Origin of the sequence: Nocardia testacea NBRC 100365, assembly GCF_000308775.1 — a bacterium.
GTDB lineage: Bacteria > Actinomycetota > Actinomycetes > Mycobacteriales > Mycobacteriaceae > Nocardia > Nocardia testacea.
Genome location: NZ_BAGJ01000099.1, coordinates 1 through 20,812 on the forward strand (window position 1 = coordinate 1; position 20,812 = coordinate 20,812).

Annotated in this window: 19 protein-coding genes and 1 pseudogene; 15 read left to right on the top strand and 5 right to left on the bottom strand. The window is 68.5% G+C overall.

Annotation, left to right across the window (positions count from 1 at the left end; all coding sequences use genetic code 11):
• On the bottom strand, window positions 1-583 hold a 583-nt coding region (locus tag ON38_RS35565), incomplete at its 3' end, for an EamA family transporter (RefSeq protein ID WP_051164742.1).
• On the opposite strand from ON38_RS35565, the gene ON38_RS38190 reads away from it, so the two are divergent.
• Together ON38_RS38190 and rph are read left to right on the top strand one after the other, a co-directional pair.
• Window positions 574-867, top strand: coding sequence for a LysR substrate-binding domain-containing protein (locus ON38_RS38190; RefSeq protein ID WP_373281216.1), 294 nt, complete (start codon window positions 574-576; stop codon window positions 865-867). The two genes, ON38_RS35565 and ON38_RS38190, sit on opposite strands and share 10 nt — an antisense overlap.
• 62 nt (window positions 868-929) lie before the next feature.
• Window positions 930-3,548 (top strand): rifamycin-inactivating phosphotransferase, encoded by a 2,619-nt coding sequence (rph, locus tag ON38_RS14325; RefSeq protein ID WP_039825297.1) that lies wholly within the window; start codon window positions 930-932, stop codon window positions 3,546-3,548.
• Between the two features lie 132 nt (window positions 3,549-3,680).
• Here the strand turns inward: rph and ON38_RS14330 are convergent, their stop codons facing one another.
• From ON38_RS14330 to mftE, 3 genes are all read right to left on the bottom strand, one after another.
• Entirely contained in the window at window positions 3,681-5,357 is a 1,677-nt protein-coding gene (locus tag ON38_RS14330; RefSeq protein WP_051164747.1) for a fumarate hydratase, read from the bottom strand.
• Between the two features lie 302 nt (window positions 5,358-5,659).
• The gene (gene mftD / locus ON38_RS14335; RefSeq protein WP_039825288.1) at window positions 5,660-6,877 is read right to left on the bottom strand and encodes a pre-mycofactocin synthase MftD; all 1,218 of its coding nucleotides are present in this window, start codon (window positions 6,875-6,877) and stop codon (window positions 5,660-5,662) included.
• Complete coding sequence (mftE, locus tag ON38_RS14340; protein WP_039825289.1) at window positions 6,874-7,575, bottom strand: mycofactocin biosynthesis peptidyl-dipeptidase MftE; 702 nt, start codon at window positions 7,573-7,575, stop codon at window positions 6,874-6,876. Before mftE ends, mftD begins: the two co-directional genes overlap by 4 nt.
• Before the next feature lie 174 nt (window positions 7,576-7,749).
• Between mftE and mftR the strand changes: the two genes are divergently transcribed.
• The 7 genes from mftR (at window position 7,750) to ON38_RS14375 (ending at window position 13,561) form a co-directional block, all read left to right on the top strand.
• Window positions 7,750-8,367: a mycofactocin system transcriptional regulator MftR gene (gene mftR, locus ON38_RS14345; protein ID WP_039825290.1), complete on the top strand. Its 618-nt coding sequence runs from the start codon at window positions 7,750-7,752 to the stop codon at window positions 8,365-8,367.
• Between the two features lie 117 nt (window positions 8,368-8,484).
• Window positions 8,485-9,387, top strand: coding sequence for an STAS domain-containing protein (locus ON38_RS14350; protein WP_030521382.1), 903 nt, complete (start codon window positions 8,485-8,487; stop codon window positions 9,385-9,387).
• Window positions 9,388-9,399: 12 nt separating this feature from the next.
• Window positions 9,400-9,789, top strand: coding sequence for an STAS domain-containing protein (locus ON38_RS14355; RefSeq protein WP_030521383.1), 390 nt, complete (start codon window positions 9,400-9,402; stop codon window positions 9,787-9,789).
• Entirely contained in the window at window positions 9,767-10,192 is a 426-nt protein-coding gene (locus ON38_RS14360) for an anti-sigma regulatory factor (protein WP_036513668.1), read from the top strand. Before ON38_RS14355 ends, ON38_RS14360 begins: the two co-directional genes overlap by 23 nt.
• Window positions 10,185-10,829 carry a SpoIIE family protein phosphatase gene (locus ON38_RS14365; RefSeq protein WP_039825291.1) on the top strand — a complete coding sequence of 215 codons (645 nt, stop codon included), beginning with the start codon at window positions 10,185-10,187 and terminating at the stop codon, window positions 10,827-10,829. Before ON38_RS14360 ends, ON38_RS14365 begins: the two co-directional genes overlap by 8 nt.
• A 16-nt stretch (window positions 10,830-10,845) precedes the next feature.
• Window positions 10,846-13,176 carry a SpoIIE family protein phosphatase gene (locus ON38_RS14370; RefSeq protein ID WP_051164744.1) on the top strand — a complete coding sequence of 777 codons (2,331 nt, stop codon included), beginning with the start codon at window positions 10,846-10,848 and terminating at the stop codon, window positions 13,174-13,176.
• A gap of 46 nt (window positions 13,177-13,222) precedes the next feature.
• Window positions 13,223-13,561, top strand: a complete 339-nt coding sequence (locus ON38_RS14375) for an STAS domain-containing protein (protein WP_039825299.1) — start codon at window positions 13,223-13,225, stop codon at window positions 13,559-13,561.
• 63 nt (window positions 13,562-13,624) lie between these two features.
• Here the strand turns inward: ON38_RS14375 and ON38_RS14380 are convergent, their stop codons facing one another.
• A complete protein-coding gene (locus ON38_RS14380) occupies window positions 13,625-14,665 on the bottom strand; it encodes an LLM class F420-dependent oxidoreductase (RefSeq protein WP_039825292.1) in 1,041 nt (346 codons plus the stop codon).
• 130 nt (window positions 14,666-14,795) lie between these two features.
• Between ON38_RS14380 and ON38_RS14385 the strand changes: the two genes are divergently transcribed.
• The 6 genes and pseudogenes from ON38_RS14385 to ON38_RS37045 all read left to right on the top strand — a co-directional run.
• On the top strand, window positions 14,796-15,458 hold the full coding sequence (locus ON38_RS14385; RefSeq protein WP_051164749.1) for a cyclodeaminase/cyclohydrolase family protein: 663 nt from the start codon (window positions 14,796-14,798) through the stop codon (window positions 15,456-15,458).
• A gap of 218 nt (window positions 15,459-15,676) precedes the next feature.
• The gene (locus tag ON38_RS14390; RefSeq protein WP_157181775.1) at window positions 15,677-15,961 is read left to right on the top strand and encodes a hypothetical protein; all 285 of its coding nucleotides are present in this window, start codon (window positions 15,677-15,679) and stop codon (window positions 15,959-15,961) included.
• A 270-nt stretch (window positions 15,962-16,231) separates the two neighbouring features.
• Entirely contained in the window at window positions 16,232-17,383 is a 1,152-nt protein-coding gene (locus tag ON38_RS14395; protein ID WP_245564040.1) for a glycosyltransferase family 4 protein, read from the top strand.
• Window positions 17,380-19,491, top strand: coding sequence for an amylo-alpha-1,6-glucosidase (locus ON38_RS14400; protein ID WP_039825294.1), 2,112 nt, complete (start codon window positions 17,380-17,382; stop codon window positions 19,489-19,491). Before ON38_RS14395 ends, ON38_RS14400 begins: the two co-directional genes overlap by 4 nt.
• A gap of 119 nt (window positions 19,492-19,610) precedes the next feature.
• Window positions 19,611-20,363: a L,D-transpeptidase gene (locus ON38_RS14405; RefSeq protein WP_039825295.1), complete on the top strand. Its 753-nt coding sequence runs from the start codon at window positions 19,611-19,613 to the stop codon at window positions 20,361-20,363.
• Window positions 20,364-20,482: 119 nt separating this feature from the next.
• Window positions 20,483-20,812: pseudogene (locus tag ON38_RS37045) on the top strand (hypothetical protein); the annotation flags it as partial.

Consider the following 20,812-nt stretch of genomic DNA (forward strand, 5'->3'; position numbering starts at 1 on the left):
CCGCGGACAGGATCGCGACCGCCGCGCCCAGGGCCAGAATCTGCGGTTGGAACACGGCGGCACCGTTGCTCGCGACCCCGGCGGGCAGCCCGAGGCAGGCGGCCACCGGTAGTGCGATCGCCAGCGCCGAGTGCCCGGGAGTGGCCGCGAGGGCGCGGGAAAGCAGCAGATAGGCGGCCATCGCGGTAGCGGACATTCCGGCGAGCAGGAATCCGAGCCAATGCAGTTGGCCGGAGGCCGGATCGCGGATGAACCACAGCCCACAGGCCACGAGGGCGACCACCGCGAGGTCGCGTGCACTCCGCGAACCCGCCACCGCGACGGTCAACGGACCCAGCAACTGGATGGTGCTCGCGACGCCGAGCGGCAGGTATTGCAGGGCGGGATAGATCAGGTTCATCCCGGCGATCGCAAGCCCGAGACCCACGACGGCCGCGATCTGAGAGGCGGTGCGGGGCATCCGGCGCGGCCGGAACACCACGACCACGACCACGGCGGCAATCCCCAGCCGCAGGCCGAGGACCCCGAGCGGGTCGAGACGGTCGAAGAGGTGCTTGCCGAAGCCTGTCCGGACTGGGTGCACACGGTGGCGGTGAGGAAGGCCACCCGCTCACCCGGCGCGACGCGGTGGAGTTGGCCGACGCGGCCGCCGAGACCTGGATCGTGAAACCCGAACACAACGATTCCTACGATGTGCTCGTCGCCGCCTGCGCCGCGGCGGGCTTCACTCCGCGCGTCGGCCACCATCTCAAGGAGTGGTTCGCGGTATCCGCGGCCGTCGCACACGGTGACCGCGGTGGCGGAAGAGTTGGCGGGCCGCTTCCCCCATCCCCCTTCTACGTTATACACGATCCGCGCCCCTCATGAGACACCGAATTGTGGTCCATAATCGCCCACTGATGCGGAAACCACCAGGTGAGGAGCGGCGGATGAGTTATGTGCTGGGCTTCGAGAAGATCGACCGGACGCAGGTCGCGACCGTCGGCGGCAAGGGCGCGAACCTCGGCGAGCTGTCGCGGATCGAAGGTATCGCGGTACCGGAGGGTTTCTGCGTGACGACGGCCGCCTTCCAGCGGGTCGTCGCCGACGCGCCGGCGATCGACGATCTGATCGACCGGTTGTCGCGACTCGAACCAGACGACCGGGAGTCGATCCGGGTACTGAGCGCGCAGATCCGCGCGACGATCGAAGAATGCGCTGTTCCTCACGATGTGGCGGCGGCGATCACCGGCGCACTCACCCGGCTCGGAGCGCACGAACCCTGTGCCGTCCGCTCCAGCGCGACGGCCGAGGACCTGCCGACCGCGTCGTTCGCCGGGCAGCAGGACACCTTCCTGAACGTCCTGGGACCGGAGGCGGTACTACGCCATATCGGCCGCTGCTGGGGGTCGTTGTTCACCGAACGGGCCGTCACCTACCGCCTGCGCAATGGCTTCGACCAGCGCAGGGTCCAGATGGGAGTGGTGGTGCAGCGGATGGTCTTCCCGCAGGCGGCCGGCATCCTGGTCACCGCGGACCCCGTCACCTCCAACCGGAAGGTGGTGACCGTGGACGCCGGCTTCGGCCTCGGCGAGGCCCTGGTTTCCGGTCTGGTGAATCCGGATGTCTACCGGGTGCGCGACGGCGGAGTCGTCGAGGAGACGGTGGCCACCAAGAAGGTCGCGGTGGTAGCCGCGCCGGAGGGCGGCACGCATATCCGGGAGATCGAGCCCGAGCGACAGGATCGGCCGGTACTCACCGAAGAGCAGATCGTGCGTCTGGCGGGCCTGGGCCGTCGCATCGAGGCGCACTTCGGCGCCCCGCAGGACATCGAATGGTGCCTGGTGGACGACGAGTTCCGCATCGTACAGAGCCGGCCGATCACCACCCTGTTCCCGATTCCCGAGGCCGACGACGACGAGAACCACATCTACATCTCCGTCGGCCATCAGCAGATGATGACCGACGCCATGAAACCGCTGGGAATTGCATTGTGGCAGTTGACGAGCCCGGCGCCCATGCGGCATGCGGGCGGCCGGCTCTTCGTCGATGCCACCCGGGGCCTGGCGGCACCGGCGACTCGCGCGGCCATGGTGGCGGGTTTCAGCAGAACCGATCCGCTGACCGGGGACGCGCTGCGCACCGTTCTCGAACGTGACGGCTTCCTCGCGCCGGATCCGGACGAAGCGCCCGGCGGTCCGCTGGCGGATGCCGGCGCCACCCTGATCGAGGCCGATCCGGCCGTCGTCGCCGAGCTGATCGCGGACAGTGAAACATCCCTCGCGGCCCTGAAACGCGATATCGAGACCAAGTCCGGGCCGGAGCTGATCGACTTCGTGCGGGCCGATATCCAGGAGCTGCGCCGGGTGCTGTTCCACCCGCGCAGCCAGCAGGTGATCAAGGCGGGGATGGAGGCCACCTGGTGGCTCAACGATCGGTTGCAGGAATGGCTGGGCGAGAAGAACGCGGCCGACACTCTCACGCAATCGGTTCCGCACAACATCACCGCGGAAATGGGCCTGGCGCTACTCGATGTCGCCGACGTGATCCGGCCGCACCCGGAGGTGGTGGCCTTCCTCCGGCATATCGAGGACACAGGTGCGGAAGGGACCGGTTTCCTGGACGAGCTGGTGCGGCTGCCGGGCGGTGAGGCGGCACGCGCGGCCATCGACGCCTACCTCGACCGGTACGGAATGCGTTGTGCCGGCGAAATCGATATCACGCGGCCGCGCTGGAGCGAACAACCCGCCGCGCTCGTACCGACGATCGTCAACAACATCAGGAGTTTCGAGCCGGGCGCCGGCGAACGACGCTTCGAGGAGGGCCGGCTCGAAGCCGAGCGGAAAGCAGACGAACTGCTGGAGCGGCTGCGGGCGCTACCGGACGGCGACCGGAAGGCCGCGGAGACCACGGAGATGATCGGCCGGGTCCGCACCTTCTCCGGGTACCGGGAGTATCCGAAATACGGCATGGTCAGCCGTTACTGGGTCTACAAACAAGCCCTGTCACGCGAGGCCGGGCGTCTCGTGCGGGCCCGGGTGCTGCGCGAGCCCGACGACATCTTCTTCCTGACCTTCGAGGAACTCCGCGAGGTCGTGCGCACGCGCCGGGTGAGCGCGGAACTCGTCCGCGCGCGCAGGGAGGCCTTCCGCTCGTATGAACCGCTCACGCCGCCGCGCGTGCTCACCTCGGACGGCGAGACGGTCACCGGTGCGTATCGGCGCGCGGATCTACCGGACGGTGCGCTCCCCGGTATGCCGGTGTCCGCCGGGACCGTCGAAGGGCGCGCCCGCGTGGTCTCCGATATGGCGCAGGCCGATCTGGAACCGGGCGACATCCTGGTCACCGCCTACACCGATCCGAGCTGGACTCCCCTGTTCGTCGCGATCACCGGCCTGGTGACCGAGGTCGGCGGGCTGATGACCCACGGTGCCGTGATCGCCCGCGAGTACGGCCTGCCCGCCGTGGTGGGTGTGGAGCAGGCCACCCGGCTGATCCGGGACGGGCAACGCATCCGGGTGAACGGAACGGACGGATACATCGAGCTCCTGTCCCGGCCGGACGAATGAGATCCGGCGGGCGCACCACGGCATTCGCGCCGCCACAGCAACCGGCGCGGCCGGGACCCATGCGGTCACGGCCCGCCGGTGCCTGCCCCGGGGACGTGAGGTGCGGGATGCCCCGAATCGGTGCCCGAGCGCTCAGACGCGCTCTTTGGACCTGGTCCGCACCCGCAGCGCGATCGGCTTCTGGGTTTCGGCGAAGAAATCGTTGCCCTTGTCGTCCACCACGATGAACGCCGGGAAATCCTCCACCTCGATCTTCCAGACCGCTTCCATACCCAGTTCGGGGTATTCCAGGACCTCCACCGATTTGATGCAGTCCAGGGCGAGCCGGGCGGCGGGGCCGCCGATGGAACCGAGGTAGAAGCCGCCGTGTTCCTTGCACGCCTTGGTGACCTGCGCCGACCGGTTGCCCTTCGCCAGCATCACGAACGACCCACCGGCCGCCTGGAACTGGTCGACGTAGGAGTCCATCCGGCCCGCGGTGGTCGGGCCGAAGGAACCCGAGGCGTAGCCGTCGGGGGTTTTGGCCGGGCCGGCGTAGTACACGGCCATATCGCGCAGGTACTGCGGCATCTCCTCGCCCGCGTCCAGCCGCTCCTTGATCTTGGCGTGCGCGATGTCGCGCGCCACCACCAGCGGTCCCGACAGCGAGAGCCGGGTCTTCACCGGGTATTTCGACAGTTCCGCGCGAATCTCGTCCATCGGGCGGTTCAGATCGACCCGCACCACATCGCCGCCGAGGATCTCGTCCGTCTGCTCGGGCAGATACTGTGCGGGTTCGCGTTCGAGCTGCTCCAGGAACACGCCCTCGGGGGTGACCTTGGCCAGCGCCTGCCGGTCCGCGGAGCAGGACACCGCGAGCGCCACCGGGCAACTCGCGCCGTGCCGGGGCAGACGCACCACACGGACGTCGTGGCAGAAGTACTTTCCGCCGAACTGGGCGCCGATCCCGAAGGACTGGGTCAGTTTGAACACTTCCTGCTCGAGTTCGAGGTCACGGAAAGCGTGCCCGGTCATCGACCCTTCGGTGGGCAGAGTGTCCAGGTAGTGGGCGGAGGCGTACTTGGCGGTTTTGAGCGCGAATTCGGCGCTGGTACCGCCGATCACCACGGCGAGGTGGTAGGGCGGGCAGGCCGCCGTGCCCAGCGAGCGGATCTTCTCGTCCAGGAATTCCAGCATCCGGGTGGGGTTCAGGACGGCCTTGGTCTCCTGGTACAGGAACGACTTGTTGGCCGAACCACCGCCCTTGGCCATGTACAGGAACTTGTAGGACGGCTGCGCGGGATCCCCGGGCGTGGAATACAGCTCGACCTGCGCGGGCAGATTGGAGCCGGTGTTCTTCTCGTCCCACATGGTGAGGGGCGCGAGCTGGGAGTACCGCAGGTTCAGCTTCGTGTAGGCGTCGAATACGCCGCGGCTGATCCATTCGGCGTCGTCGACGCCGGTGAGCACGCCCTCGGATTTCTTACCCATCACGATGGCGGTGCCGGTGTCCTGGCACATGGGCAGGATGCCGCCGGCGGAGATGTTCACGTTCTTGAGCAGGTCCAGCGCGACGAAGCGGTCGTTGCCGCTGGCCTCGGGGTCGTCGATGATCCGGCGCAGCTGGGCCAGATGAGCGGGCCGCAGGTAGTGGCTGATGTCGTGCATCGCCTCGGCGGTCAGCAGTCGCAGGACCTCGGGGTCGACCTGCAGGAAGGTCCGGCCGCCGGATTCGAAGGTGCTGACGCCCTCGGTGGTGAGCAGCCGGTACGGGGTGTCGTCGGCGCCGATCGGGAGCAGGTCTGAATAACGGAACTCGGGCGCGGTCACCGATCGCACTCCTTTGGAGGTGGGCTGCGGGTCGAACACGGCGCAGCCGCCGGGTAAGGCCACTGTGCCGGGGGTCTGGCACAGCGAGCCTAGCGACCGGCGGCCGCCCCACCTGGAGTTAGGCAAACCTAAATCGTAACCCGGCGGCCCTCCGGGGGCGACCATCCGAATCCGGCGCACGGTCCGCGATGCGGCTCGGTCCCACGATTCGCAAGGACACCGGGCCGTCCGCAGCTCCGGCGGGTCCACCGGGTGCCGGTGACGAATGGCCACCGGGTGACGAAACCCGCACGGCGACCGTGCTACACCGCTTCCGAGGCCGATTCCGGAATCCGGAGCTGCGCCGACGCGTCGACGCCCAACCGGCGCTCGAACCCCTCCGGGATGACGATGTCGGACCGGTCCAGATCGGTGACCGCGGTCTTGCGGAGCCCGAGCAGCGCGGAATCGATTCCGCCGCGCAGGATATCGAGCACGTTCTCCACTCCGGCCTGACCGTTGGCCGCCAGACCCCACAGGTACGCACGGCCGATCATCACGGCCCGCGCCCCGAGCGCCACGGCCTTCACCACATCACTGCCGCGGCGGATCCCGCCGTCGAGCAGGATCTCGATCTCGTGGCCCACCGCATCCGCCACCACCGGGAGCGCACGGATGGAGGCCGGGGTGCCGTCCAGGTTGTTCCCGCCGTGGTTGGACACCGAGATGGCGGCCACACCGGCGTCGACCGCGCGCCGCGCGTCGTCCACCCGCATCACACCCTTGAGCATGACCGGCCCGTCCCACTGTTCGCAGACCCAGGCGACGTCGGCCCAGTCCGGCGGGGGCGTACCCATCCATTCGCCGTAGGCGCCGAAGAAGCCCGGCGCGGGCGCCTCACCCAGCGCCATATTGGGCGCGGTGAGATCGGGCAGCGAGCCCGACCTCAGATACCGGGTCAGCCAGCGTGGTTTGGCCACCACCTGCGGTGCGAAACTCGCCATGGTCTTCAGGTCCAGCTTCTCCGGGATCACCGGGCTGCCCCAATCGCGGCCGTGCGAGAACGACCAGTCGAGCGTGAGGATCAGCCCCACCGCGCCCGCGGCCTTCGCCCGCGCCATCCGCCCGGCGATATCGTCCTTGCTGCCGCACCAGTAGAGCTGGAAGAAGGTGGCCGGGTTGGCCGCGACGACCTCCTCGACCGATTTGCTGGCGAACGACGAGAGCCCCATGGCGGTACCGCGCGCCGCCGCGGCACGGGCCACCGCGACCTCACCGTCGGGATGGACGGCCTGGACGCCGGTGGGCGAGATGATCACCGGCATCGAGATCCGCTGCCCCAGCACGGTCGTGGACTGGTCGCGCTCGCCGATGGGTCCGGCCACATGCGGGGCGAACCCGAGTTCCCCGAAGGCGGCCTGGTTGTCGTCGATGGTCAGCCCGCGTTCCGAGCCGGCCACCAGCGCGCCGTACACCGATTTCGGCAGCCGTTTCTTCGCCCGCCGATGCGCCTCGGCGACGGTTTCGAACCACGGATTCATGGTCGGATCCTTTCCACTGGTTCCGGCCACCACTGCCGGATCTGGTCGTACAACTGGGAGACGAGCAGGTCGAGCAGTCGGGCGCCCTCGGCCGCGGTGGCACCGGTGGGGTCGCCGAGTACACCGTTGGCGCTCACCGCCGCGACCCCACCGGCCCGCAGCTGCGGCAGGATTTCGGCGAGCGGCCGGGTGTCACCGGGTTCGGCGCGGTCGGTGCGGACGCGGTCCGGGTCGAGCGCCAGCTGCAGCGAGGTTTCGGTCCGTCCGGCGTGCGCGTCGCCGCCGGGACGCGGCAGGAACAGCCGGATATCGCGGGATTCGCGCCGCAGCAGGTCCACGGCCCGGCGCAGCGCCTCGATATTGCCGCCGTGTCCGTTGACCAGCACGATCCGCTCGAAGGTCGCGGTCGCCGAACGGCACAGTTCCACGATCAGCAGTTCCAGGGCCGCCAGCCCGATCGACAGTGTGCCGGGAAATCCGGCGTGCTCACCGCTGGCGCCGTAGGCGATCGCGGGGGCGACGAGCACCTCGGGACATCGCGCGGCCACCCCCGCGCACAGGGCGACGGCGAGATCGGTGTCGGTGGACAGCGGCAGATGCGGCCCGTGCTGCTCGGTCGCACCCACCGGCACCACCAGCACCGGCGCGGCGGCGCGTAGCGCGTCCACGTCGGGCGATGTGAGGTCCGCCACCTTCATGGCCCGAGATTAACGTCAGCCACTGACATAATCAATAGGCCCGCACTCGGGAGTGGCCCGCAGAGTACGACCCCGACCGGCCACCCGGAGGTGAGAGGCCCTTTCCCGGGCCCCTCGCCGCGGCATATCGGGGTACCGTCCCCGAACACCGTGGCAGCAGCGCAGTATTACCGCGTGACACCACAGCACTCCCGCGGCCGCCCGCGGGGAACCACCAAACGCGAGCTCGAACTGATCGCGATGCGGTTGTTCAGCGAGCAGGGCTTCGACGAGACGACCGTGGAGCAGATCGCCACCGCGGCCGGGATCAGCGGGCGCACCTTCTTCCGCTACTTCCCCGGGAAGGCGGAGGTGCTCTGGTATTCGTTCGACGACGAGGTCACCGCGCTGCGCGCCGCGTTCGCCACCGTGCCCGACGCCGAACCCATGATGGCGGCGGTCCGGCGGGTGGTGGTCAACGCCAACCGGTACCGCGCCGAGGACGTCCCCGAGTTGCGTATGCGGATGAAGCTGGTCGCGGATGTGCCGGCACTGGCCGCCACCGCGGGCACCCATTACGACGCGTGGGAGCGAGCGGTGGGCGAGTTCGCCGCCGGCCGGCTCGGGGAACCCGCCGATTCCCTCCTCCCGATGGCGGTCGGCCGTACCACGCTGGCCGCCGCGCGAGCGGCCTTCGACGCGTGGCTGGCCCGGGCGGACGCGGATCTCACCGTGTACCTCGATCGGGCACTGGCGGCGCTGGAACAGGGTTTCGCCACCCCCGGCGCGACCCCGGTCACATCGGCGCGGTAGAACCGGACCGGCAGGTTTCGCCAGTATGGGCGCGGGGGTATGACTAGGCTCGGTATCGGCACGACCGCCGGAAAATCTATGATGTACCCGACCGCCGTCGAAAGGGGCACAAGTTACATGTCCGAGGTGTCCATGGGCCTTTCGGCGGACTCATTGGCTGCGGGACCCGTAGACAATCTGCTTCCGCAGCTCGTCGAGCATCTGCGCCAGAACCGCACCGCGCTGCGTGAGGAGTGGGCCCGCCGGATCACCGAGGCGCGCCTGCTCACCGCGATGACGCCCGAGGAGGTCTTCTCCGAGGCGACGTCGGTCTACGACAATTACGTCGAGGTGCTGGAAACCGGTAGCGTCGAGGCGCTGCAGGCCTACGCCCGCGATCTCTCCGAGCGCATCATTCCGCGTGGAGTGGAGACCGACGAGGTCCTCGGCATGGTGTTGCTTCTGCGCGACGTGCTGGCCCGTTCACTGTTCGAGAAGTATCAGTCCAATTTCGAATTACTGAACGCGGTACTCGACGCCTACGAACCCGCGGCCAACCGGATCGCCAATACGGTGGGCGTGTCCTTCGTCCAAGAGCGCGAGCGCGTCATCCGGCAGCAGCAGGAGGCGATCCGCGAGCTGTCCACTCCGGTCCTGCAGGTACGTGAACAACTGCTGATCCTGCCGATAATCGGCGTTCTGGACAGCCAGCGGGCCCGGCAGCTCACCGAGCAGCTGCTGCGCGCCATCCGCAACAATCGCGCCAAGGTCGTGGTCATCGATATCACCGGTGTGCCCGATATCGACTCCACGGTGGCCAACCACCTGGTCCAGACGGTCGACGCGTCCGGTCTGATGGGCGCCAGTGTCATCATGACCGGCCTGTCCTCGGAGATCGCGCTGACACTGGTCACCATCGGCCTGGACCTGTCGAAGATGAACGCGGTCGGCGACCTGCAGGGCGGTATCGAGGAAGCGGAGCGGTTACTGGGCTATGAAGTGTCCAGAGTGACCGAGCGCAGCGAACGCGATTCGCGCTGACCGGAAACCACTATGCCAGTACCGATCCTCAAACAGGGCACATATCTGATCGCGTCGGTGCAGTCGGCGCTGACCGATGCCGATACCGAACGCCTCCAGGACGACCTGATGAAGCAGGTCAGCAAATACCGCGCGCAGGGCATCATCGTCGACGTGACGGCCATCGATGTGATGGACTCCTTCGCCGCCAGATCATTGCGCACCATCGCGCATATGACCCAGTTGCGCGGCGCCGAAACCGTCATCGTGGGCCTGCAACCCGAGGTCGCTTTCGCCATGGTGCAGCTCGGCCTCACGTTCGAGGACATGCACACCGCACTGGACCTCGAGGAGGGCTTGGCCTGGCTGAACCACAAGGCTTCGCGGCGCCAGCACCGAGATGGTCGTGACAGTGCCCGCTGAACAGGTGGTTATCGCGGTGAAGATGTCGAACGACATCGTGACCGCACGTCAGGCCGGGCGCGAGCTGGCCGAGGAACTCGGCTTCACGCTCACCGACCGGACCATGATCTCCACGGCGATCTCCGAGGTCGCGCGGAATATCACCAGTTATGCCGGCAGCGGCGAGATCCGGCTGCAGGTCGACGAGCGCGACGGCCGCCGCGCCCTGGTGGTCCAGGCCAAGGACCAGGGTCCCGGGATCATCGATATCGCCCGGGCCATGGAGGACGGTTATTCGACCGGCCTGGGTCTGGGGCTGGGTCTCCCCGGCGCCAAACGGCTGATGGACGGTATGGCCATCGAATCCGCGCCCGGCCGCGGCACCTTGGTGGAGATGTGGAAGTGGGTACCCCACGGTGCATGAGGACGGGTACATCGGCCGGATCGAATGGGCGATGGCCGGCCGACCCCTCCCCGGACAGGATGTGTCCGGGGATCGGTGTGTCGTCCTGGACACCGGTACCGGCACCGTATTGTTCGCGGTACTCGACGGTCTCGGCCACGGAGCGGCCGCGGCCGCCGCGGTGGACCGCGCGACCCGGGTGCTCGCCGAGAACCGCGCCGAGCCACTGGACGTGCTGATGGTGCTGTGCCATCGGGCCATGTCCGATACCCGTGGCGCCGCGGTCACCCTGGCTTTGTTCGGTGCGGAGGAAACGCGGTGGCTGGGTGTCGGAAATATCGACTCGATCGTGCTGACCAAGGGACCCACCGGCCCCCAGGTCAGTGCCACCGCACTGCAGAGCGGGGGGATCGTCGGATACCGGTTGCCGTCCACCCTGCAACCGCAGACGGTTCCGGTGCGGCCGGGGGATCTGTTGCTGATGTCCACCGACGGAGTGGAGGCGGAACCGGGTCAGGGCGTGGACCTCGCGAAATCCACCGCCGATATCGCCCAGGAGCTGCTGAGCCGGCACGCCAAGGACACCGACGACGCCCTGGTACTCGCGGCACGGGTACGGGGCGTGTCGAACGGAACCGCCCACCGGGAAGCGTCGTGATCCCGCGAGGCCGGCGATGAGCACCGTGCTCGCGGCGTTTCTCGACGCCTACGCCGATGCGTTGCGGCGCCATATCGCCGACCCGGAGGGCGACGGCCTGGCGGTGGGGCACGAGCTGGGCCGGCGGGCGCTGGTCGAGGGCATCAGCCTGCTCGATCTCACCGAGCACCACTTCCGGGTGGTGAAGCAGGTACAGGCGGAAGCCGGCGAGACGGCCGGAACGCCGGAGGGCGGCCGCACGGAGAGTCCGCTCGCCGAGGACGCGCTCGAATTCCTGCTGCAGACCCTGATCACACTGGATGTCGCCACCCGCGGCTACCTCGACGGCACCCGCCGGTACGAGCAGCAGCGGTCCCGGGCCGACGATCTGGCCGGGCGCGACGAATTCCGCACCGCCCTGGTCGAATCGCTGCAGGACGGGTTCTTCGTCGCCGACGCCCACGGCTCCATCATCGAGGTGAACAAGGCGTTCGGTGAGCTCACCGGCTACGGCGCGGCCGGGGTGCCGTATCCCCTGCCCCATCCCTGGTCGATCCCGGAGGGCCCGCGCTACCCCGATCTGGGCACCGAGGCGTCCCGCTTCGTGGTCCCGATCCAGCATCGGGACGGCCGTCGCCGCTGGATCGGGGTGAGTACCAGCGCGCTGGTCAAACCGGACGGCGAGGAGCACATCTTCGTCGGCACCGTCCGCGATGTCACCGCCGAGCACGACGCCCAGGCCCGCGACCAGGCCGCGAACCGGCTGGCGACCGCGCTGGCTTCGGCCACCACGGTGGCCGAAGTCCTCGAGGTGGGCCTGGACGAGTTGCGGCGCACGGTCGGCGCGGAGACCGCGGTGGTGGCGGTCTGGGCCGGGCTCACCGCGCCGGAGGTCTACATTTCCGGCAATCCCCCGGCCGCCGTGGCCGGTTCCCGGCTCGAACCGGCGACGGAGGCGATTCTCAAACGCGCCCGGGTGCGGCCCGGCCGCACGCTCATCGCGGTCCCGGAGGGCGCGGGCAGCGCCCAGGGCATCGTGGCCCCGCTCGGCGAGAAGGGCGATGCCGCGCTGTGGCTGCGCTTCGCGGTCCCGCGGGTCGTCGACGCCGCCGACTGGACGCTGTTCTCGCTGCTCATCGGGCACCTCAGCCTGGCCGTCCAGCGGGCCCGCAACTTCGACCAGGCACGCTCGACCTCGCTGACCCTGCAGCGCGCCATGCTCGGCCCCATCGAACTCCCGCCGCGGTTCTCGGTGCACTACGAACCGGCCCTGCCGCCACTCGAGATCGGCGGCGACTGGTACGACGTGGTCCCGCTGCCCGACGGCACCATCGGTGTGGTGGTCGGCGACTGTGTGGGCCGTGGTCTGTCCGCGGCCGTGGTGATGGGTCAGCTGCGCACCGCTGCCCGCGCGCTGCTGCTGCGCGGCGCCGGGCCGGCCCAGCTGCTCACCGAACTCGACCCGGTGGCGGCCCGGATTCCGGGGGCACTGTGCACCACCGTGTGCGCGGCCGTGCTGGATCCGGTGCGCGGGCTGGTGCGGTACAGCAATGCCGGTCATATGCCGCCCATCCTGGCCGATGTGGACAAGACCGGACGGATGCTCGAGGGCGGGCGGTCGGTACCGTTGGCGACCTTCGAGATCTCGCGCCGCCCGGAGGCCACCACACCACTGCCACCCGGGTCGACCCTGGTGCTGTTCACCGACGGCCTGGTGGAACGCCGCGGTGAGGATATCGACGAGGGGTTCGCCAAGATCGCCACCATCCTGGCCGATACCGCCGAGACGCTGCCCCGCCAGGTCGCCGACTCGGTGCTGTCGGCGCTGCGGCCCGAGGGCGGGTACGACGACGATATCGCCATGGTGGTCTATCGGCAGCCACCCGCCCCGCTCCGGCTGGATGTACCGGCCCGCCCGGACCGGCTTGCCATGTTGCGACGTACGCTGACAGCATGGCTGTCGTCCGCGGCGGTACCGCACAACCTGACCTCGGATCTGGTGGCTGCCACCAACGAGGCGTGCAGCAACAGTATCGAGCACGCCTATCGCAACGGCGGCGGTGACTCCGAACGGGTCGTGCTCACCGCCGAATGCATAGGCGACCGGGTGGTCATCGAGACCACCGATACCGGGACCTGGCGTCCGCGTCCGGCCGATCCGGGACCGCGGGGTCGCGGAATCGATATGATGCGGGCGCTCACCGAAGAACTCGAAATAGATCACCACCTGGGACCCGGAACCCGGGTACGGATGTCGGTCACGCTCCCGGCGATCACGTTCCCGGTGGCCAGCGCCCTGCGCGGGACGGGGAATCGGTCCGGCGGGGATACGATGCAGCGAGATCGAGAGACTCATGGCAGATTGTGAAGATGTGACCAATACTCCTCCAGACGCGAATCCGCTCACGGATACGATGACGACCTCGGTCGCCGACCACGACGGTGTCACCGTGCTCACGGTGACCGGAGAGGTCGACCTCGCCACGGCTCCTGCCCTGGAGACGGCGATCGACGCCGCTCTCGACGCCGAACCGGCCGGCCTGGTCGTCGACCTGGCCGCGGTGAGCTTCCTGGCGTCGGCCGGGATGGCCGCGCTGGTCGCCGCCCATCAGCGGGCCGGTGACAAGACAACGATCGCGCTGGTGGCCGATGGACCGGCCACCAGCCGGCAGCTCAAAATGACGGCTCTGGACCAGGTGTTCGCCCTGCATACGACGCTGGACGCGGCCCTGGCGGATTTCCGGGCGGGCTGAACCGCTTGTACCGCACCGGGCCGGCGGAGCGATCCGCCGGCCCGAGCTGTTTCCGGAGACAGGTCAGTCGCAGATCGCGCGGAACTGTTCGATCAGCTTGATCCGGTCGGCCGGGGTCGCGGCCAGCGGCGCCACATTGAGCACGGTGACTCCCGCTTCGGCGAACGCGGCGACCCGTTCCTTCACATATCCGGCCGGCCCGATCAGCGAGATATCGCGGACCAGTTCGTCCGGAACCGCCTGTGTCGCTTCGTCTTTCCTACCCGCCAGGTACAGCTCCTGGATCCGGTCGGCCGCCGAGCCGTAGCCGTACCGGGTGGCGAGGGTGTGGTAGAAGTTCTTGCCCTTGGCACCCATGCCACCGATGTAGAGCGCCAGCATGGGTTTCACGAATCCGAGTAGCGGCTCCACGTCCTCCCCGATGGCCAGGGCCGGACCGGCGTAGATGTCGAGCGGGCCGAGTTCGGGAGCGCGCCGGGCCTTTCCGGCGCTCAGCGCGTCACCGAAGACCGCCTCGGCACGTTCGGGCAGGAAGAAGATCGGCTGCCAGCCCTCGGCGACCTCGGCGGCCAGGGCGACGTTCTTGGGTCCCAGCGCGGCGAGCAGCACCGGGATGCGTTCGCGTACCGGATGGTTGATCAGCTTCAGCGGTTTGCCCAGCCCGGTGCCGGTCCCCTCGGGAAGTGGGATCTGGTAGTACTTGCCCTGGTAGTCCAGCCGTTCCCGGCGCCAGACCTTGCGGCAGATTTCCACGAGTTCGCGGGTTCGTCCGATCGGCGCGTCGTAGGGCACCCCGTGGAATCCCTCGATGACCTGGGGTCCGGAGGCGCCCAGGCCGAGCACGAACCGGCCGTCGGAGACGAAATCCAGACCCGCCGCGGTCATCGCGGTCAGCGTGGGCGTGCGGGTGTAGAGCTGCAGGATCCCCGACGCCAGTTGCAGGCGGGAGGTCTTGGCGGCGAGGTAACCCAGGGCACTCACCGCGTCGAAGGAGTACGCCTCGGGCACGAACACGATGTCCAGGCCGGCGCGCTCCAGATCGGCCACTTCGGCCGCCGCCTCGGTGAAGCCACCCGAGTAGTTGATGCTCAATCCGATCCGCATGCCCTCAACATAATCCCGGCTACGGGGTGGCCACGCACCGGCCACGCCGGGCGACGCGGTAGGTTGAACCCGATAGCAGACAGCACCGTGCAGCTAACTTCGAGCAATTATGATCGAGAAAGGCCGAATCGTGTCGGAGCCCACCCAATCGCCACAGCACACTGCCAGCGGTTTCGGGGGTTCGCCGATCGGCGACTACCTGGGCGAACTCGCGGCGAAGGTACCGGCTCCGGGGGGCGGCGCGGTGGCCGCGCTGCACGCCGCACAGGCGGCCGCACTGGTCGCCATGGTCGCGCGCTACACCACCCGGGCCAAGGACGCAGACCATCGGCCGGTGATCGACCGCATCATCGCGGCCGCCGATATCGCCCGCGAGCGCGCACTGACGCTGGCCGACGCCGACGCCGCGGCCTTCACCGCCGTGGGCGCCGCCTACAAGCTGCCCAAGGGCAGCGACAGCGAAGTCGCCGCGCGGTCGGCGGCCATCCACGACGCGCTGCTGGAGGCCGCCCGGGTCCCCGCCGCGGTGATCGACTCCGCCGACGAGATCCTCGCCCTGGCAACAGAATTGCTGCCCATCGGAAACCCGAACGTGGTCACCGATATCGGCGCGGCGGCCGCGGCGGCGCGGGCCGCCGCGGTGACCTCCCAGCTGAATATCGAGATCAATGTCGTCTCCCTTCCGGAGGAGCACGCCGCCGCTTTCGCCGAGGTGCCGGCGCGGATCGGAAAAATCACCGACCGCGCCGAAACACTGCACCGAGAGGTACTTCGTGCGGTTCGCGGCGGATGATTCGGGTACACAATCAGCACGTGCGAAATTAACCAGGTTTATGCCGAACTGGGATTATTCGAGATCAAGTGCAGAACGGGGCGCGCGTAGAATGGGCTTCGTTCCTGATATTCACACTGCTCCACCGCTCGACCCAGGCTCGAGCAGCTAGACCGGCCGGCGGGGCACCGGCGGCCGGGGAACTGTTTGCCCCAGCTCGACGAGTGCAGGAGGTAACGGTGAGGATCGGGTACACATCGGCTCCGGTCGCGGCGGAACTCCCCGACCCTGGTATCGATGTCATCACCGAACACGGAGTCGTCTCCAATATCGCCGACTGTTCGGCGGATCCAGGAGTGTTGACGCCCGGCCAGGCCCGGCGCGCACACGATATCCACCGACTCTGTTCTCCCGAATGTCAGGTCCGCAGACGGGCCCGTCTCACCTTGGCCGTCGCTTCGGCCGCCCCGGGTCGTCCCATGTTCGGCATCTCGCCCGGGCAGCCCGCGCACTACGGCGATTGATTCCCGCGTGACGGGCGGAAACAGCGCCTCGTCACGCCTTTTTCCGGCGCCGGGTATTCCGGCGCGCTTTCGATAGCGGTACCGAACTCGCACCGAATGGTTCTCCAGCAGCTCCACCCATTGGCCGGGTGGCGATTGTGGTATGCCGCGCGGCCACTAATCGAGGAGGAAGAGTTGAGCACCATATTCACGAATGCGGAATCCGAATCGGATACTCCGTCGCGAAAACCGCGGCGCGCCCGGTTCGGTGGTAACGGCCGGAACCACCCGCTGAACATCGTGCTGGTGGCCCCGCCGTATTTCGATGTCCCCCCGGCCGGTTACGGCGGCGTCGAGGCCGTGGTCGCCGAACTGGCCGACACCCTGGTCGCGCGCGGTCACCGAGTGACGTTGCTGGGCGCCGGAAAGCCGGGTACCGATGCCGAATTCGTCCCGGTCTGGGAGAGCACGCAGGCCGAGCGGCTGGGCGACCCCTTCCCTGAAGTGGTCAATGCGCTCAAGGTGCGGCGGGTGGTGGAGAAATTGGCCCGCTCCCGGCATATCGATATCATCCACGACCATACTTTCGCCGGCCCGTTGAACGCCCCCGCCTACGAGGCGCTGGGCATTCCGACCGCGGTCACCGTGCACGGGCCGGTCGACAACGATATGTGGGAGTACTACGGCGCCCTCGACGAGCACACCCGCCTCGTCGCGATCAGCGACCGCCAGCGCGAACTGGCGCCGAGTTTCAACTGGATCGGCCGGGTGCACAACGCGCTGCGGCCCAGCGAGTGGCCCTTCCGGACCGAGAAGCAGGACTACGCGCTGTTCCTCGGCCGTTACGCCTCCTACAAGGGCCCCCATCTCGCGTTGCGCGCCGCGCACGAGGCCGGAATCAAGCTGGTCCTCGCCGGTAAGTGCAACGAGCCGCCCGAGAAGGCGTTCTTCGCCCAGGAGATCGAGCCCCTGCTCACCGATACCGACCACGTCTTCGGGGAAGCCGACGCGGTCGCCAAACGGGAACTGCTCGCGAACGCCCGCTGCCTGCTGTTCCCCATTCGCTGGGAAGAGCCGTTCGGCATCGTGATGATCGAGGCCATGGCCTGCGGTACCCCGGTGGTGGCGTTGCGCGGCGGTGCGGTCGAGGAAGTGATCGAGCACGGCGTCACCGGCTTCATCTGCGATCACCCCGACGAGCTGCCCGCGGCCATCGCCCGCGCCGGCGAACTGGACCCACACGCGTGCCGACGGCGTGTCGAGGATTATTTCGGCGTGGATCAGCTGGGTGCCGGGTACGAGACGGCCTATTACCGCATACTCGATGCGTGGGACGAAGCCCACAGCAGCGCCCAGACATTGACCGCCGTCGGTACGCGTCGCACTGCGGTACCCGAGATACGCGCCGACGCCGGCACGACACCGGTATGGAGTAGGGCATGAACGCACCGCCGAGAATTCTCAACTCCGGCCAGCCCGCCGCCATCAATGGCGGCGGGGGGACGGTGACCCTGGTCGAGGCGAGCACCTTCTGCTTGTCCGATCCTCTCGGCGATATCCATTCCGGCACCTCGCAGGGCCTGTTCTACCGGGACTCGCGGGTTATCTCCCGGTGGGAGCTGCGCCTGGACGGGCAACCGGCCGAACACCTCACGGTGCTCACCCCGGAAGCCTTCAAGGGCCGCTTCATCCTGCGCAAACCCCCGCGCGCCGGGGTGGCCGACAGCACCGTGCTGGTGGTGCGCCGGCGGCTCATCGGCAACGGGCTCAAGGAAACCATCACCGTGCGCAACCTCGGGCACGAGGACACGGCGATGACGATCACCCTGTTCGTCGATTCCGATTTCGCCGACCTGTTCGCGGTCAAAGAAGGCCGCAATCACGGCGGCGGCGCCGAACACAACGCCGTCGACGGCGATCTGCACCTGACCGACCATGCCGAACCCGGGCGCGGCCTGACCATCAGCGCCACCGCCGGGGCGGTCATGCTGCCCGGCACCATCACGTGGCAGGTAGTGGTGCCGGCCCGGGGCCGCTGGGATACCGAGATCCTGGCCCAGCCGGTCATGTCGCACCGCCGGGTGCAGATGGCGTTCGGCGACGACGAGGACAGCCCGATCAGCCGGTTGAAGGCGTGGCGGGCCACCGCCACCGATCTCACCGCCGGCGATCCGGCCCTGTCGGAGGTCCTGCAGCGCACCGAGAGCGATCTCGGCGCGCTGCGTATCGACGGCAGCACCGACGGCGCCCCGGCGTATGTGGCCGCGGGCGCCCCGTGGTTCATGGCCCTGTTCGGCCGCGACAGCCTGCTCACGTCGTGGATGGCGCTGCCACTGGATTCCGCGCTCGCGGTCGGCACCCTGCGCCGGCTGGCGGATCTACAGGGTACGAAGGTCAATCCGATCACCGAGGAAGAGCCCGGGCGCATCATGCACGAGATGCGGCACGGCCCGGCCAGCGGCCAGGTACTCGGCGGGACCGTCTACTACGGTTCGGTCGACGCGACGCCACTGTTCGTGATGCTGCTCGCCGAATGCTGGCGCTGGGGCGCGGGCGACCAGGTGGTCCGCGAACTGCTCCCGGCCGCCGACGCGGCTCTGGCCTGGATCGACGAATACGGCGACGCCGACGGCGACGGGTTCGTCGAGTACCGCCGGAAAACCGATCGCGGCCTGAGCAACCAGGGCTGGAAGGACAGTTTCGACGCGATCAACGACGCGTCCGGCCACCTGGCCGAACCGTCCATCGCACTGTGCGAGGTCCAGGGCTACGTGTACGCGGCCCGGCTGGCCCGTGCCCAGCTCGCCGATCATTTCGGCGATACCGGCACCGCCACCCGGCTGCGCGAGCAGGCCGAGAACCTCAAGGACCGGTTCGACGAGGCCTTCTGGGTCGAGAAGAACGGCTGGTACGCCGTGGCCCTGGACGGGCAGAAGAACCAGGTCGACTCGCTGACCAGCAACGCCGCCCAATGCCTGTGGACCGGCATCGTCTCCGACGAACGCGCCGCCGAACTCATCGAACGGCTGGCCGATATGTCCATGGACAGCGGTTTCGGCCTGCGCACCCTGGCCGCCGGAATGGGCGCCTACAACCCGATGAGCTACCACAACGGCTCGGTGTGGCCGCACGACACCGCGATCGCGGTCGCCGGGTTGCTCCGGTACCGGCATATCGCCGGCGCCTCCGATCTGGCCGAGCGCCTCACCACCGGCCTGCTCGACGCGGCCATCGACTTCGGCGGCAGGCTCCCGGAACTGTTCTGCGGTTTCGCCCGGACCGAGTTCCGCTCGCCGGTGCCCTACCCCACCTCCTGCTCCCCGCAGGCGTGGGCGAGCGCGGCGCCGCTGCTGCTGGTGCGGTCATTCCTCGGACTGTCGCCGTGTGTACCGCATCGTGTCCTGCGGGTGACCCCGCAGTTGCCCCGGGAATGGGGGAAGGTGGGCCTGACGGACCTCCGACTGGGTTCTGCCACGGTGAGCATCCACGCCGAGGGCTCGACGATGCACGTCCACGGGCTGCCCGACGACTGGAAACTCGTCACCGAATAGCAATCACTCGGTGTGTCTACATCCCGAACGGGTGCCGGGACGATATCTTGGGTGGTTGAGTTGATCATGGCCCCTTAGGATGGACGTCTGTCCACCAGTCGTCCGTAAGGGGTGGAACCATGAATATCGTTGCCCGGCATCTTTTTCTGGCGATCGCGATCGCGCTCGCACTGGCCGTCGCCCCCGCCGGGGCGCACGCCATGACGATCGATCCGCCCGGCCCCGCACCCGTGGCCTCGGTAACTCCCTCCGACGGCGCTCTCGTCGGAATCGCCCATCCGGTTACCGTCCGGTTCTCCGGCGCGGTGACCGACCGGGCCCGCGCCGAGCAGTCGCTGTCGGTGGCCGCCGGCGATCCGCTGCCCGGCGCCTACAGCTGGCGCGGTGACCGGGAACTGACCTGGACACCCGAGGGGTATCTGCCCGCGAACAGCACACTCACCGTGAATTTCGGTGATCACCGAACCCAGTTCCAGACCAACGGCGGCGTGATCGCCGACGCGAACATGTCCACCCACACCTTCACCGTCAGCATGGGCGGCGTGGTGGTGCGGACCATGCCCGCGTCCATGGGCAAGCCCGGTTACGAGACACCCACCGGTACCTATCCGGTACTGGAGAAGTTCCGCAACCTCATCTTCGATTCCCGGACCATCGGTATCCCCCTGGATTCCCCGGAGGGCTACCTGATCGACGGAGAATGGGCCGAACGGCTCACCTGGGGTGGTGTCTTCGTCCATTCCGCGCCCTGGTCGGTAGATCAGCAGGGCAACTCCAATGTGAGTCACGGTTGTATCAATCTGGCTCCCGGCGACGCCTCGTGGTACTACGAGAACGTCGGTATCGGCGATCCGGTGAACATCCACTGGTGACCGGGCCACCGGGCGCGCCGCCGCGCCCGGTGCCCGCTCCGCGCTGCGGTCCGATCGCCGATCCACTAGAACAGTGATGAGCGATCGCGCGTCGTGAACCGATGAAGGGGGGCCGCGCCATGAATCGACCGCCCTCGGGTCCCGCCGATGAGGAACCGTATCGCCGGGACCACACCGACCCGCCGCGGGACCGGGACTCGCGCGCGGCACCTGACCCCGGGCACGCGGACCCGGATCCCCTGGCCCACCCACCGGGCCGGTGGGATCGGTACCCGGCGCCCGGACACCCGGACCCGGGTGCCCGGCACACCGACCTGTACCACCCTCAGTACGGCGATCCGGCCGGCTCGCCGGTACCGGCAGATTCGATGCCCACCGAACCCATACCGGTGCTCCGGCTGCCGGGGTGGGACAGCGGCAACGCGCGCTACGAGGGCTCCTGGTCGGAT